The organism is Collinsella aerofaciens (genome assembly GCF_015555045.1).
GTDB classification, from domain to species: Bacteria; Actinomycetota; Coriobacteriia; order Coriobacteriales; family Coriobacteriaceae; genus Collinsella; species Collinsella aerofaciens_W.
The window spans coordinates 1-14,517 of the sequence record NZ_JADNJQ010000042.1 but is presented as its reverse complement, the minus strand read 5'-3'; the positions used below and the strand labels follow the sequence as shown (position 1 = coordinate 14,517).

General features: G+C 59.2%; 15 protein-coding genes. 10 read left to right on the top strand and 5 right to left on the bottom strand.

The annotated features are described in order from the left end of the window. Positions 1 to 90: 90 nt before the first annotated feature. Positions 91 to 282, bottom strand: coding sequence for a hypothetical protein (locus tag I2E45_RS09870; RefSeq protein WP_195445936.1), 192 nt, complete (start codon positions 280 to 282; stop codon positions 91 to 93). 115 nt (positions 283 to 397) lie between these two features. Here I2E45_RS09870 and I2E45_RS09865 point away from each other — a divergent pair, with 115 nt between their 5' ends. The 6 genes from I2E45_RS09865 to I2E45_RS09840 all read left to right on the top strand — a co-directional run bounded on the left by I2E45_RS09865 (position 398) and on the right by I2E45_RS09840 (position 7,106). After that, a complete protein-coding gene (locus I2E45_RS09865) occupies positions 398 to 754 on the top strand; it encodes a nucleotide pyrophosphohydrolase (RefSeq protein ID WP_195445935.1) in 357 nt (118 codons plus the stop codon). Continuing rightward, the gene (locus I2E45_RS09860; RefSeq protein WP_195445934.1) at positions 747 to 2,489 is read left to right on the top strand and encodes a DUF2075 domain-containing protein; all 1,743 of its coding nucleotides are present in this window, start codon (positions 747 to 749) and stop codon (positions 2,487 to 2,489) included. The genes I2E45_RS09865 and I2E45_RS09860 overlap by 8 nt, the downstream gene beginning before the upstream one ends. Before the next feature lie 141 nt (positions 2,490 to 2,630). Continuing rightward, on the top strand, positions 2,631 to 3,755 hold the full coding sequence (serC, locus tag I2E45_RS09855) for a 3-phosphoserine/phosphohydroxythreonine transaminase (RefSeq protein WP_195445933.1): 1,125 nt from the start codon (positions 2,631 to 2,633) through the stop codon (positions 3,753 to 3,755). Positions 3,756 to 3,824: 69 nt separating this feature from the next. Beyond that, entirely contained in the window at positions 3,825 to 4,988 is a 1,164-nt protein-coding gene (locus tag I2E45_RS09850; protein WP_195445932.1) for a phosphoglycerate dehydrogenase, read from the top strand. Between the two features lie 177 nt (positions 4,989 to 5,165). Next, positions 5,166 to 6,386 carry a M20 family metallopeptidase gene (locus I2E45_RS09845; protein ID WP_195445931.1) on the top strand — a complete coding sequence of 407 codons (1,221 nt, stop codon included), beginning with the start codon at positions 5,166 to 5,168 and terminating at the stop codon, positions 6,384 to 6,386. A gap of 39 nt (positions 6,387 to 6,425) precedes the next feature. Beyond that, positions 6,426 to 7,106 carry a DUF1015 family protein gene (locus I2E45_RS09840; protein ID WP_195445930.1) on the top strand — a complete coding sequence of 227 codons (681 nt, stop codon included), beginning with the start codon at positions 6,426 to 6,428 and terminating at the stop codon, positions 7,104 to 7,106. 129 nt (positions 7,107 to 7,235) lie between these two features. On the opposite strand, the gene I2E45_RS09835 is transcribed toward I2E45_RS09840, so the two are convergent. The 3 genes from I2E45_RS09835 to I2E45_RS09825 form a co-directional block, all read right to left on the bottom strand. Beyond that, entirely contained in the window at positions 7,236 to 7,871 is a 636-nt protein-coding gene (locus I2E45_RS09835; RefSeq protein WP_195445929.1) for a histidine phosphatase family protein, read from the bottom strand. Between the two features lie 17 nt (positions 7,872 to 7,888). Then, positions 7,889 to 8,431 (bottom strand): histidine phosphatase family protein, encoded by a 543-nt coding sequence (locus I2E45_RS09830; protein WP_035137274.1) that lies wholly within the window; start codon positions 8,429 to 8,431, stop codon positions 7,889 to 7,891. A gap of 82 nt (positions 8,432 to 8,513) precedes the next feature. After that, positions 8,514 to 9,185 carry a nitroreductase family protein gene (locus tag I2E45_RS09825; protein ID WP_195445928.1) on the bottom strand — a complete coding sequence of 224 codons (672 nt, stop codon included), beginning with the start codon at positions 9,183 to 9,185 and terminating at the stop codon, positions 8,514 to 8,516. A 235-nt stretch (positions 9,186 to 9,420) separates the two neighbouring features. Here I2E45_RS09825 and I2E45_RS09820 point away from each other — a divergent pair, with 235 nt between their 5' ends. Then, positions 9,421 to 10,023 carry an HdeD family acid-resistance protein gene (locus tag I2E45_RS09820; protein ID WP_035137275.1) on the top strand — a complete coding sequence of 201 codons (603 nt, stop codon included), beginning with the start codon at positions 9,421 to 9,423 and terminating at the stop codon, positions 10,021 to 10,023. Further along, positions 10,024 to 10,506 carry a YaiI/YqxD family protein gene (locus I2E45_RS09815; RefSeq protein ID WP_055310731.1) on the top strand — a complete coding sequence of 161 codons (483 nt, stop codon included), beginning with the start codon at positions 10,024 to 10,026 and terminating at the stop codon, positions 10,504 to 10,506. 165 nt (positions 10,507 to 10,671) lie between these two features. On the opposite strand, the gene I2E45_RS09810 is transcribed toward I2E45_RS09815, so the two are convergent. Next, positions 10,672 to 11,772 (bottom strand): putative manganese transporter, encoded by a 1,101-nt coding sequence (locus tag I2E45_RS09810; protein ID WP_117746719.1) that lies wholly within the window; start codon positions 11,770 to 11,772, stop codon positions 10,672 to 10,674. A 172-nt stretch (positions 11,773 to 11,944) separates the two neighbouring features. Here I2E45_RS09810 and I2E45_RS09805 point away from each other — a divergent pair, with 172 nt between their 5' ends. Together I2E45_RS09805 and I2E45_RS09800 are read left to right on the top strand one after the other, a co-directional pair. Then, on the top strand, positions 11,945 to 12,913 hold the full coding sequence (locus I2E45_RS09805) for a 3'-5' exonuclease (protein ID WP_195445927.1): 969 nt from the start codon (positions 11,945 to 11,947) through the stop codon (positions 12,911 to 12,913). 351 nt (positions 12,914 to 13,264) lie between these two features. Next, positions 13,265 to 14,476, top strand: coding sequence for a hypothetical protein (locus I2E45_RS09800; protein ID WP_195445926.1), 1,212 nt, complete (start codon positions 13,265 to 13,267; stop codon positions 14,474 to 14,476). Positions 14,477 to 14,517: the final 41 nt, after the last annotated feature.

Sequence of the window (14,517 nt, the reverse complement as noted above, 5' to 3'; positions counted from 1 at the left end):
GGGGGCGCCGGGCGCCCGGATGCGTCATGCCGAAATGGCGCGAAGCACGCGGTTGACAAAACTATAGAGACACGTCCCAAATTAGCTACCCTAGTCATCGTCGGCGGCAAAGTCGCGGAGGTCGAGGCCTTCGCGTTCGGCTCGGGATAGGAGCTCCTGGGGCGACTCGTCCTCGATATCCATCACGTCGAGCATGGCGGCCGGAAAGCCCGCGCCTGCCGCACTCCCCGCGCGGTCGAGCAGGCTCTCGCGCAGCTGGTCAACATCGACATCGATCTTCATGGTGAAACTTCCTGCCGGCCAATCGCGACCGAACAAACCGCACGCCCCAAATGATGTGCAATAAATCCCAGATACGGCCATAATAAAACAATGAACATCAGGGAGGTTGCGGACGATGGATAAGCTCGATGCCATGACGGAACAAGTCAGGGACTTTTGTGATGCACGCGACTGGCGCAAATATCACACGCCAAAAGAGCTTGCCATCGGCATGGCAACTGAGTCCTCCGAGCTCCTTCAGCTCTTTCGTTTTATGAGCGACGAGCGCATTGCAGAAATGTTCGATAACGCCGATCAGCGCCAAGCCATCGAAGACGAAGTCGCTGACACGCTCCTCTTTCTCCTGCGTTTCGCCGATTTAAACGGAATCGACCTCCCAAAGGCGCTCTCGTCCAAACTCAAACGCAACGGCGAGCGCTATCCCGTCGACACCAGCTCCAGCGAATACAGAAAGGCGGACCACCATGAGTAACGAGTTCGCCCTTCGGCAATACACGCTTCCCCTGCCCCAGCCCTTCGAGACAAGCGAATCGCTTCAGGACTTTGGCACGCCAAAGCCTGGAGCCCATCATGACGAGAGTTGGCCCGTCCTTTACATTCTTACCAACAGCAGAAACACGACGGCATACATCGGCCAAACAACCAACTACCAGCGCCGTATGAAACAACACGCTGCAAACGTGGACAAGGACTTCGACCGGACCCTTCTAATCGACAATCCCACCTTCAACCAATCCGCAACGTTCGAGTTCGAGAATCGACTTATTGAGCTGTTCTGTGCCGACGAAAAATACCAGGTCACCAATGCCAACAACGGCTATGCCCAATTCGATTATTTTGAGCGGCCTCAGTATCGCCAGAAGTTCCGAAACCTCTGGACAAAGCTTCGCGAAGAAAACTACGCGATTCATCCGATTGAAGAGCTTGAGAACTCCGATCTGTTCAAGTTCTCGCCTTTCAAGACGCTTACGCCCGACCAATACGAAACGATCGAGACGATTTATAAACGTCTCGAACAGGAGCATGAAGACGCAAAACACGGCGGCTCAAAAAGAGAACGTATAACCGTCGTGAATGGCGCGCCGGGAACAGGTAAAACAATCCTCGCCATCAGTCTCATGTTCAAAATCAAAAATGAGCCCAACCTTTCCGGCCTGCGAGTCGGTTTTGTCACCCCCATGGATTCCCTGAAGAAGACCCTCAGGAAACTCACGCACTTCCTTCCAGGGTTAAAGCCTGGCGATATCTTGAGCCCCAGTGACGTGACCAAAAATGATCGTTATGACATCCTACTTGTCGACGAAGCACATCGACTGGGTAATTATCTAAGCATGGGCTCCGGCATCAAGGCCTTCTATAACACCTGCGATCGCCTCGGCCTTCCACATACGAGCAACCAAGTTGACTGGATATTCAAATGCTGCGACAAGGCATATCTGTTCTATGACCCCAAACAGCAAGTCCGCGCATCGGGACTCAACCGAGATGGCCTTGAGCAGCGACTCAACCAACTCGAAGAAGCTGGAATCGAGACCGAAGAATTCAACTTGAGCACCCAAATGCGTGTGCGTGGCGGCGATGAGTACCTCGATTTTGTCTACGACCTGCTTGACAACAAAGCGTACATGCATGCCGGCATGAAGTTTGATGAGCTCTTTGCCTCTCAGCCTTACGACTCGCAAGCCGGCGATCCTGACAGTGATATCCCCAGGTACCAGTTTGGCATAGTCGACCGCTTTGAAGATTTCTGCTCCCTACAGCAGACCAAAGAAAAAGAAGTTGGGCTGTCCCGTATGACAGCCGGTTTTGCTTGGAAATGGGAAAGCAAGAGCAATAAAGATGTGTTCGATATCGTCATCGAGGGCATTCCCAAACGTTGGAACTCAACCCAGAAGGATTGGGTTAACTCCGCCAACGCCGTCAACGAAGTCGGATGCATTCATACGGTACAAGGCTACGATCTCAACTACGGATTCGTAATTCTGGGTCCCGACATTTACTACGATTCGGACAAAGATTCAGTCTACGTTAACAAGGCGAACTTCAAAGATGCCGTCGCGAAGAAAAAAGCAAGCGACGATGATCTGCAAAAGATTATCGTCAACGCCTACTACGTCCTCATGACGCGCGGCATGCTAGGAACGTATCTCTATGTGTGCGACCCCGCACTCAAAGAGTACCTGTCACGGTATATCCCGGTGGTATAGACCTAGCGACCGCCCTCCCCCATGTAACAACCCTGTAAATCATAGCGGCGTAGTCGAGTTTTACCGTGATGCGGTCGCGCCTGACGCTGCACTGTGCTAAAGTATCCCGAACGTTCAAACGACTACGAGGGAGACTAGAAGATGGCACGTGTGCACAACTTCTCAGCTGGCCCGGCAGCGCTGCCCACAAGCGTGCTCGCCGAGATCGCCGACGAGATGATGGACTACCGCGGTTGCGGCATGTCCGTGCTCGAGATGAGCCATCGATCTAGCATGTACCAGCAGATCATCGACGACGCCGAGGCAACCCTGCGCCGCCTGCTGAGCATCCCCGACAACTACCGTGTCCTGTTTTTGCAGGGCGGCGCCACGCTACAGTTTGCGGGCATCCCGATGAACCTCATGCGCCGCGGCCGCGCCGGCTACGTCGTGACCGGCAACTTCGCCAACAAGGCATACAAAGAAGCCGCCAAGTACGGCGAGGCCGTGCTACTCGCGAGCTCCGAGGACACCAATTTCGACCGCATACCCACCATGGCCGACATCAACGCGCGCATTGCCACCGAGACCGCGGGCGACGGGCTCGACTACGTCTACATCTGCCAGAACAACACCATCTTTGGCACCATGTACCACGAGCTGCCCAACTGTGGCGATGTGCCGCTGGTCGCCGATGTCTCGAGCTGCTTCCTATCGCAGCCGCTCGACGTTGAGCGCTACGGCCTCATCTACGCCGGCGCGCAGAAAAACGCCGGCGCCGCGGGCGTGACCGTGATCATCGTGCGCGACGATCTCATCGCAGATGGCCCCGCCTTTGCGCAGACGCCGCAGTACCTGGACCTTAAGACCCAGGCCGCCAAGGGCTCCATGCTCAACACGCCCAACACCTTTGGCATCTACGTATGCGGCAAGGTGTTCCGTTGGGTTGAGAAAACCGGCGGACTTGCCGCCATGGCCGAGCGCAACTGGGCCAAGGCCAATCTGCTCTATGACCTGCTCGAGCACAGCGAGCTGTTCCATAGCACTACGCAGGCCGACAGCCGCTCCATCGCCAACGTCACCTTCCGCACCGGCGACGCCGAACTCGACGCGGCCTTTGTCGCAGGCGCGGCCGGGCACCAGATTCAAAACGTCAAGGGCCATCGCCTGGTGGGCGGTATGCGCGCCAGCGTCTACAACGCCGTAACCATGGAAGACGTGCAGGCACTGGCCTCGTACATGAAGGACTTCGAAGCGCAGCATAGTTTGAGTCCCCGATCTAACTAGCCCGCAACGCGCGGGCCGACCAGCCACTTCAAACCACTTGTTTTAGACAAACCTGCTAAGGAGTTTTCCATGCGCAAGATTAAGACCATCGACGACATTACCAAAGACGGCAAGGTCGAGTTTGGCGAGGGCTACGAGTTCGTAGGCACCGCCGAGGAGGCCGACGCCATCCTGATGCGCTCCACCGACCTGCACGGCTACGAGCTGCCCGAGGGCATTCGCGCCATCGCCCGCTGCGGCGCCGGCGTCAACAACATCCCCGTCGAGGAGTACGCCAAGAAGGGCGTCGTCGTCTTTAACTCCCCCGGCGCCAACAGCAACGCCGTCAAGGAGCTCGTCCTGGGCATGCTGGTGCTTTCGAGCCGCGGCGTCGTGCAGTCGATGAATTGGGTGCGCGACAACGCCGACGACCCCGAGATCCAGGTCGATGCCGAGAAGGCCAAGAAGGCCTTTGTGGGCCGCGAGCTCAAGGGCAAGCGCATCGGCGTCATCGGCCTGGGCAACGTGGGCTCCAAGGTCGCCAACGCCTGCGTCGACCTGGGCATGGACGTTTACGGCTACGACCCGTTCATTTCCGTCGAGCACGCGTGGGTGCTGAGCCGCGAGGTGCAGCGCGTGGGCACGCTCGAGGATCTCTGCCGCGGCTGCGACTACCTCACCGTGCACGTGCCCAGCAAGGCCGACACCATCGGCATGATCAGCACCGAGCAGATTAACCTGCTGGCACCGGACGCCGTGCTCATCAACTACGCGCGCGAAACCATCATTGACGAGGACGCCGTCGACGCCGCCCTGCGCGAGGGCAAGCTCAGCTGGTTTAGCTGCGACTTCGCCACGCCCAAGACGGTCAAGATGTCCAATACGTTTATCACCACGCACTCGGGCGCCGGCACCGGCGAGGCCGAGGCCAACTGCGCCGACATGGCCATCAGCGAGCTCAAGGATTACCTGGAGAACGGCAACATCGCACACAGCGTCAACTACCCCGCCTGCAGCATGGGCAAGGCGCGCGCCGCAAGCCGCATTGCCTGCCTGCATGCCAACGTGCCCAACATGATCGGCCAGATCACGGCCATCCTGGCCAAGGACAACGCCAACGTGCAGCGTATGACCAACGAGTCCGCCGGCGAGAACGCCTACACCATGTTCGACACCGACGAACACCTAGACAGCAGCACCATCGAGGCGCTCAAGCAGATTCCGTCGATGTATCGCGTGCGCGTGATCAAGTAGCGCCGACTGACCTGACGGGCAGCTCCCCATGTGGCCTGCCCGTCACTGACATTGAATGCCCGCGGGGGTGCCTTTCGCACGAGAGGCGCCCCCGTTTTTGTGAGCGCTCCATTAAATGCACCGAGCCGCTTCTTGGCATACAATCTGTATGTTGACCTAACTATCTGTGAGGTGCCTATGGTTGATACAGATTTTGCCTGGCGGCTTACGCAAGGGCTCGTGCGGATCGACAGTTCCGACCCAGGTGCGTATGAGGGCGAGATTGAACGCTATATCAAAGCGTTGGTTGAGGAACGGTTGGCGCAGCTGAGCCATCCGGTACTCGATGCCGTGCAGGTTGAGGAACTCGAGGTGCTGCCCGGGCGCCGCAACCTTATGGTCACCGTGCCGGGACTGAGCGACGAGCCACGGCTCGTCTATATCTGCCATATGGATACCGTTACACTGGGCGATGGCTGGGACGCGGACATTCCGCCGCTCGGAGCGATCGTGCGCAACGATAAACTCTATGGCCGCGGTGCCTGCGATATGAAGGGTGGCCTGGCCTGCGCCATTGCCGCACTGGTCCATACGCTCGAGCGCGTGGCGGCAGAAGGCAAGCTGCCCCGCCGTGTCTTCTCACTCATTTGCTCGGTCGACGAGGAGGACTTTATGCGCGGCTCAGAGGCCACGATCGATGCTGGCTGGGTCGGCTCGCGTGAATGGGTGCTGGACACCGAGCCCACCGACGGACAGATCCAGGTGGCGCACAAGGGGCGTACGTGGTTCGAGATTGAAATGACTGGCGTGACGGCGCATGCGAGCCAGCCCTGGAAGGGCGCGGATGCCGTCGCCGCCATGGCCGAGGTCGTGTGTTCGCTCCGTCGCGCGTTTATGGCGCTGCCCGCGCACGATGAGCTGGGGCCTTCGACCATCACGTTTGGCCAAATCGAGGGCGGATATCGCCCCTACGTCGTACCCGACCGCGCCAAAGCCTGGGTCGACATGCGTCTGACGCCTCCGACCGATACGGCCGCCGCGACGCGCATGGTAGAGCAGGCCATCGCCGTCGCCGAAGCCGCCGTTCCCGGTTGCCATGGCAGCTACACCGTGACGGGCGACCGCCCCGCCATCGAGCGCGACCCGAACTCTCCCCTTCTAGCAGCGCTCAAGCGTGCCGCCGATGACGTGACGGACGCGGACACGACCGTCGGCTTCTTTACCGGCTACACCGACACCGCCGTCATTGCCGGCAAGACAGGTAACCGCAATTGCATGAGCTACGGTCCCGGGTCGCTCGCGCTCGCGCACAAGCCCAACGAATATGTGCCCCACGCCGATATCGTTCGTTGTCAGCAGGTGCTAATCGCGCTCGCCGATAACGTGCTCTGGGACGCGAGCGGCCAAGTTGGGGCATAATAAGCCGCGAACAAACCGACTCGTGCGTTAGGACCGCCCATGAAAGCACTTCCGTTTCCCTGCATCCGCCCGGCTCAGGACCGCGTGCTCGAGGCGCTGCCTGCAATGGGCAGCATCCTGAGCGGCAACGATGCTCTGCGCGGAGCCATTGCCGATGGTCTGATGCTCAAGGACCCGGGTGCGGCGTATTACGTGTACGAATGCTCGGGCGAGCCGGGACGTGTGACGGGTGTCGTGGCGATCTGCCCGGTTGGTGCGCTGGCGGGCGGCGACGCGGTTGCCGCCGATACGACCGCCGCTGCGCGCGCAATCGCCGACCTCAAGGTACAGCCCCGTCCCGTAACGCTTGTCTACGAAGCCTCTCCCGTCATGGATATCATCCTCGGCGCCGCAAAAGAGGGCGCTTCACTCTATGCCGTCACCGACCCCGCCGGCATTACGCACCGCGTGTGGGAGGTCAAGCGCGAGGACGCCGTCGGGGCCATCCGCGCCATGCTCGACCAGGCGCCGGAGCCGGCACTGGCCGACGACCCTGCCTACGCTGTCGCACTAGTCGAGGCATCACAGCTCCTGACCGACGATGCACGTGCCGCCGGCACCTACACGGGCAAAGAGCCGTTCAACTTTGCCGTAGCTGCGCTCTTCCCCGCCGCGCAGGTCAGCGGCGGCGCGGCGCAGGTTCCGACGGGTCTGCTCACGCACCAGGTCGCGCGGTTCTAGCAAGACCAGACCGTCCAGCATAAAAATCGGCAGCCCAACAAACAGGGGGCGGAGATGCAGCAGGTACATGCATCTCCGCCCCTTTTGCGTCGAGAAGTTATGCCGACGACCCGTGCCGCCGCGCTCGCGTTATCCGCGCGGCGGACCCGCAGTAGCCACGAGCGGTTCAAGCCCCAGCTCGCGCGCGTAGTCTTCCTGCGTAAAGACTTCGACCAGTTCAAACGTATCGGCCGCATCGTCAAACGCAAAATGCAGCACTGAGCAGTTGCCCGGCACGCGTTCGCGCTCGTCGGCCGCCGCGCCCCGCACGTGGTCCAAAAACTCCTTGATAGCCGAACCGTGGCTCACCGCGAGCACGCACTCGTGGTCCGGACGTCGCATAAGATCGGTTATCGTCGCCGCCATGCGCTCGCGCACCTGCATCTGGCCCTCGCCGCCAAACTGACGATAGAAATCTCGCCACGGGCGCTCGGGCATAAGCATCACGCGCTCGGCCTCAAAGTCGCCAAAGAACCACTCACGCAGACCGTCCAGGCGCTCGTACGCCAAGCCCGGCCACAGGTTGGCGATAGTCTGCTCGGTGCGATGAAGTGTGGAGGTGTAGGCATGATCGGGTTCAATGCCGCGCGCACGCAAGAACATGCCGGCACGCGCCGCCTGGTCGCATCCCAGCTGCGTGAGCGGCGAGTCACTCCAACCCTGAATAATGCGCTTAAGGTTGAATATTGTCTGCCCATGACGAACCAGATACAGGTCTTTATTCATAGGGGTCCTTTCGTTCGTTACCAATCAAGGAGCGAAAACGCACCGTCGCAATAGCCAAAATGAAGCACGGCACCGTTGTCGGGTAGCTCTCCCCTGCCAGTCACATACTCAAGAAACTCCTGGCAGGAAGAGCCGTGGGAGACTGCCAGCACACAGTCGTGCTGCGGCCTGGCCATGATGTGGGACAGCGCCGCGACCATGCGCGACTGGAGCTCGCCTTCAGACTCGCCACCAAAGGCCACCGGATAATCACCCCAGGGCTGCGGCGGCATCTCGCGATTTGATGTACCCTCCAGCGAGCCCAAATGCCACTCGCGCAGGTCATCGACCAGCTCTATCGAGCGGCCCTCACCAGCAATTAGCTCAGCCGTACGCCGCGCCCGGCCCAACGGGGAGGAATACACACGGTCAAAGGTCACGCCACGCGCCTCAAACGCCGCGCGCGTCGCCAGCGCCTGCTCGCGCCCGCGCGCCGTAAGCGGCGAATCGTGCCCACCCTGCAAAATGTTCTGCACATTGAGCTCAGTCTGCCCATGCCGCACCAAATACAAATCTGCCACACGTCCTCCCCTCGCACCACCGCAAAGGGGACAGGTACCTTTGTGGTGGTTTACCGCCGGATCACACCGCGGTGACGCTCAACTACACCAGTACGTCGACAAGCGAGCGCTTGGGTACGTGGTGCACCTGCGCCTCGTCGCGCCAATAATTGATGGAGCCGTCGGGGTTGGAATCGATCGCATCGATCACCTGTGTCTCGGCCGGAACGCCAAACGCCATGATCAGCTTGAGCTCATACTTGTCGTTATCGAGCCCCATGGCATCGATCGCGTGGGGCGTAAAGGCCTTGAACATGCAGGCTGCCACCTCGGGCGTGGCGCTGCGGGCGGCGAGCATCATCGTCTGCGCGGCAATGCCCGTGTCGACCTCGGTAATGGGAGCGGCTGGCTTGCCCGGAACGGCGCGCTCAGCAAGAATCGCGATGTAGCCGGTCGGGCGCTCGCCCTCATCGGGACCCGGCCAATCCTTGAGCGCACCGGCCCATGCAAGCTCGTCAAATACACGCGCGCAGTCCTCTGCACCGCTTACCACATGAAAACGCAGACGCTGAGCATTGGCACCACAGGGAGTCAGGTGCGCCAGCTCCGCCAGCTCAAGCAAAAGCTCACGCGGCACGCGCATGGACTCGTCAAAGCGACGGCACGTGCGGGCGCAGCGAACCAACGCATCAAACGCGTCCAAGCCGAGCTTTTCGCAACCCTGCTTTGCCATCGACTCAGCGCTTACCGGCGCTGCGGGAACTGCTTCGTTCATAGGGACCCCCAATTTCGGGCAATTGTTCTTAGGAAAATCTAACCTAAAACGTAGGCAATAACGAACAGGGCTGCAATGTTCTACACCTGTTGAATAGAAAATCGCGACGTGGGGAACAACGGAAACAATTCGGGGCCTTTGGGTTACGTTTCGCCCTCCCCGACCCATACGCCAGCGCCTTTAGGCGATACTGGTTGTAATGATCAAGGCTTACGCCGCACGGAAAGGAGACATTATGGGCATCTTTAAGAACGATGACCAAAAATCGAGCCAGTTTGGATTTGACGAGAAAAGCATGGCGGGCAAAGCCGTCAAGGCCGTACGCTGGATTTACGCCATCACGGGCGTCTTGGCGCTCGTCGCCGGCATCGCACTGCTGTTTGCGCCCGCCAAGTCCCTCGTCTTCCTAACGACCGTCTTGGGCTTCTACTTTGTGATCACGGCCGCGATCAGGCTGTTTACCGCTGTTTTCGAGCCACTGCTGCCCACCGGCTGGCGCGTGACGAGCATCATCTCCAACCTACTCATTATCTTGGGCGGCGTCATAATCCTGCGCAACCAGGCCTTCTCGACCGCGACGCTCACCACGATGGTGGTTATCGTGGCCGGCTTTGGCTGGATCGTCGAAGGTGTCATGTCCATTCTGGAGTCCGAGCTTTCGTCCAACCGTGCCCTCGCCATCCTGAGCGGCGCGCTCTCCATCATCGCCGGCATGTTCGTGTTTATCTATCCGCTGTGGTCGGCCAAGATGCTCGTCATCTTTAGCGGCGCCGCACTGCTGGTGTTTGGCGTAACGCTGATTGTTCGCGCTATTCAATTTGGCAAACTGGTGCACTAGATGCCGCGAACGCTCTTTATTGATGCAGACGCCTGCCCGGTCACGCGCGAGTCGATTGACTGCGCGCGGCGGGCGGGCGTCGCCGTCGTTATCGCCGGCAACAGCACACAGAACCTGGAACGCCACATTCGCCGCGACGATCCGCGCGACGTCGAGCATGCGCGACGCGGATTTTGGGTCACGACGCTCGATGTGAGCGTGGGCGCCGACAGCGCCGACTTTGCCATTGTCGAACGCCTGCAGGCGGGCGACGTAGTCGTGACGCAGGACATTGGCTTGGCGAGCATGGTGCTCGGGCGCGATGCCGCCGCCATCGGCGTACGCGGGCGCGTCTACGATAAGGCGACCATCGACATGCAACTGTTTATTCGCCACGAGGAAAAGAAGGTGCGCCGCGCCGGCGGTCGCACTCGCGGTCCGGCGGCATTTACCAGCGAAGACCGGGCCCGCTTTAAGCGCAACCTCACCGAGCTGCTGCGCTAACCAAGGTAGATTTTCGGGACATGCCCGGAAATCTACCTTTTTGTTTTGCGCGGTGTGAGCGCTCGGAATCCATGGCTCAACAAAAAACGGGCTTCAAAATGCCATGCGTCGCCGCATTGCGCAGGCGCCGAGCATGGCTATTTGAAGCCCATTTTTTAGGCCTACTTAGAGGCCGAAGGCGGATAGGATAAGGCCCCAGCCGGCGCCGATGACGTACATCATGACCAGGAACACGGCGTTTTCACGAGCGCTGCGGTTGGTGCGGAACAGGACAAGATAGCCCACGCCGGCGGAAATGAGCGTGCCGGCGAGCATCGGCGCCAGCTGTAGCGCGCCCTCCAGGTACAGCTGCGTAATGACCACGCTGGCCGAGCAGTTGGGGATCAGGCCGACGAGTGCCGAGCCCAAGACGGCGAGCGTCTCGTTGCCACGCAGGAACTGCTCGATCGCGGACTCTCCGAAGGTCTCGAGCACGGCAACTAGAATCAGCGTCACCAGGAAAATAAAAACCGAAACCTGCACGGTGTGCGAGATCGCGCTGCGGATAATCGACAGGACGGGCGCACCTTCGTGGGAGTGACCGTGGTCGTGCCCATGGCCGTGGTGGTGCTCATGCTCGCCTGCGTGACCGTGGTCATGGCTGTGTCCGTGGTCGCGCTCGTGTTCATCTTCATCATCATCGCAACCGCAATGGTCGCGCTCGCACAACTCGTGGATGTGGTCGGCGCTCACGCCCGCCTCGGCCACTTCATCAATGATGTCGCCCCCGGTATGGTCGTCGTGCGCGCAGTTCACATGAGCCGGATTGGCAGCGGTCCCCAGCACGGTACGGCGAATCGCCGCATGCGCGCGGGAATTACGACGAAGGCCGCGGATAGCCGCGTCCACGATAAAGCCCGTGACCAGCGCGATCAGTGCCTTCGAAGCCAAAAGCATCGCCATGGTCTGCACGGGCACCTGCTCGGCGAGCAACAGCGGCAGCATCTCATCGGAGGTCGAGAGGAACACGGCGACCAGCGTGCCCAGCGTCACGACACGGCCGGCGTACAGCGTTGCTGCCATGGCCGAAAATCCGCACTGCGGCACAATGCCCAGCAGCGAGCCAGCCACGGGACCCGCAGCGCCGGCGCGCTTGATAGCGCCGTTGACGCGGTCGCCCGCAACGTGCTCAAGTGTCTCGAGAGCAAGATACGTCACCAACAAAAACGGCGCCAGCGAGAGCGTGTCCTTGCCGGCGTCGAGCAGAATATCAATCAGCAAATCCATGACGGATGGAACCTTTCATGTCTTTCGGCAGCATTGTAAAAGTCCTAGCGGTCAACTAGGGTATTGTAGTTGTCCTAGGCGCGATGCCAATAGTTGCCCATGGTAAACTATCATCTCGCCATAACTCAATGCCACCGAGCCGCGCGACACGGCCCGTCCAAGGAGCAGTTATATGAACGTTTCACAAGCACTCGAATACGAGCGCCAGCCGTTTATTCCCATGTTTATCTATGGCGATCACGGCGCCATGGAGTCCGAGCGCCAGAAGGGCGAGGAGGCCCTTAAGGTGCTCGAAACCGAGTACTTTACCGCCGAGGGCGACCCCAGCTTCGACTTTGCCACCGTGCGCGACCTGGCTGACCGCAACCGCGACGTGTGCGACCAGATTGGCGAGGCGCGCCTGCGCAACGTGACGCCCGCGACGCTTTCGCGCGGCCTGTCCGATGCCGACACCTGCGCCGCCATCGGCAAGATGCAAAAGCGCACCGCCGCGTCGGTCATGCGCGAGATCCGCGGCGACCGCGACGCGCTCGGCGTGGCCTACGCCCGCAAGCCCATCCAGGGCACCGTGCTCGGTATCGACATCGAGACCACCGGCCGTGCACCCGAGCGCGGTTATATCATCAATGTGGGTTGGGAAATCATGGAGCTCACCAGCGACGCCGTCCCGCACGACGCCGAGGCGCACTACTGCGGTTTGCCCGACATCTACCGCGGCGAGGATGTGCCGTTGTCGAATATCCACCACATCACCTGGGACGACATCGACGGCAAAAAGCCATTCCGCGAGAACAAGGAACTGCAGAAGCAGCTGCTCAAGCTTATGAAGAAGTACCCGTACATGGCGCACAACGCCGCCTTTGAGGACAGTTGGTTCAAGATCCACCTGGACGGTTACGCCGAGGCACGCCGCGCCGGCAAGATCATCGTCATCGACTCGCGCCAGATCTGCCGCAGCCTGGATGCCGACGTCCGCTCGCTCCCCCGCGAATCCGCGCCCGCCGCACTCGAGAACTGGGCGCGCCGCCGTGGAACCCTCGCCGCCGACGCCAACGAGCAGCATCTGGGCCTCGACGACACCGACCTCATGCTCCGCACCGTCCAAGCCGAGTTCAACCTCAAGAACCTGTTTGCCAAGTAGAAACGTCTACGACAAACTCCGACGTAGATCACGAGCGGCCTCGCAGCGGGAAACCCCGCAGCGGGGCCGCCCTACGTTCCACAGATAAATCTGCCATCACAAATTCTGAACCCTCATTTTGAACGATTTCGACCAATTCCCAACACGCAATTCGTTGTCGGATGGTGATACATCGATATCAAATGTGCAGCAATTGAGTATTTATATGCTATAGCTAAGCTGCGAAAACTTTTATTTAGGGCATACCAACTCATAATTGCGTCAAGCTTTTGGACAGCATTTGGTTAGACCTCTAAAACGGCTTTTCCACTCAGTGCCATCAACACGGCATTAGCTGACACGATATATACCATGAGTATCGTATTGTCACATACCACTGCAAAAGCGGTCTACCAGGCCGCGCATTCGGTGTCTGCGAAAGGCATCGAATCCTGTAGTCCTGCCGCGATTTACGGATCATGTCCCACCGGAACGCTCCTTGACGCAGCCACAGAATGGCTCACCAAACATGATGTTTCCCTCGACGCAAATGATTCCCTCGAGGTGATGGTGTTTGATCGCAGGAATGCGCGCTATGCAATGAACTGTCAGTGCCACGTTTCTTCAAAACGATTCTCGAACTCACGCTTTATAGAGCTCAAAGATGGCATCTTCATTGTTGGCGTTGAGGTTTGCGCACTTCAGGCCGCCACCTATCTTTCTTTTCGCGAACTAGTGGAGTACTACTTTGAACTGTGCAGCGCTTACTCCCTTGGAACCGGCTCTTCCACCTCTTATAACGAGCGTTTCGCGCTCACCTCGACCGAGAGGCTAAAACAGTTCTTTAATTCCATTACCAGATGCGACGGTCTGGCCCTTGCCCGAAAGGCGATCCAATGTGTGCGCGACGGATGCCGGTCTCCTATGGAAACAGCCTTTGTCATGATGCTAACGCTGCCCAAAAGCGAAGGAGGGCTTGGTATTAAGGGAATTGAGACCGATTACGAGGTGCAGGTCACCACTGCCGCAAAGAATCTCACGAGACGCAAAAAGTTCTTTATGGATGCGTATCTAAAGAAATCTCGCACAGACATTGAATACAACGGTTTTTATCATGACGCGGAAGAAGACCGCGCCATCGATGAGGAGCGCAAGAATGCACTTGCGTCCATGGGGTACGGAATCATCACCGTCAGTCGTTATTCCTTTATGCATGCTAGCTCTTTCGTTAGGGTCATGGAAGCAATCCAGCGGAAAGAGGGCGTACGCCCCTCGCGTCTGCCAAAAGACTTTCAAATCATGCAAGAGGAACTGAGACAGTTTGTGCTCAGAAGGTTTATAGAAGAGAAAAAGCGAATTCAGAAGCAGCTTCGCCAGGATTCCGAAGATCGTCAACGAATCGACCTCGAAAAAGCAACGCTCGAAGGCATCACGCTGGATGACCCGACAATTAATGAAGTTCCGGCAATCGATGACATGCAGACAGTCGAATCCGACAGCCCATCATTTGCCCAAACAAGCAGCCTCGCGCCCGAGGGCAGGATCTTCGGTCGCGCGCGCAGACGTGGTGTAAGAGTGTCCTGAGGTCCGTCGCTGCAAGTCCCGATGTTACTCCTTCTTGAGAC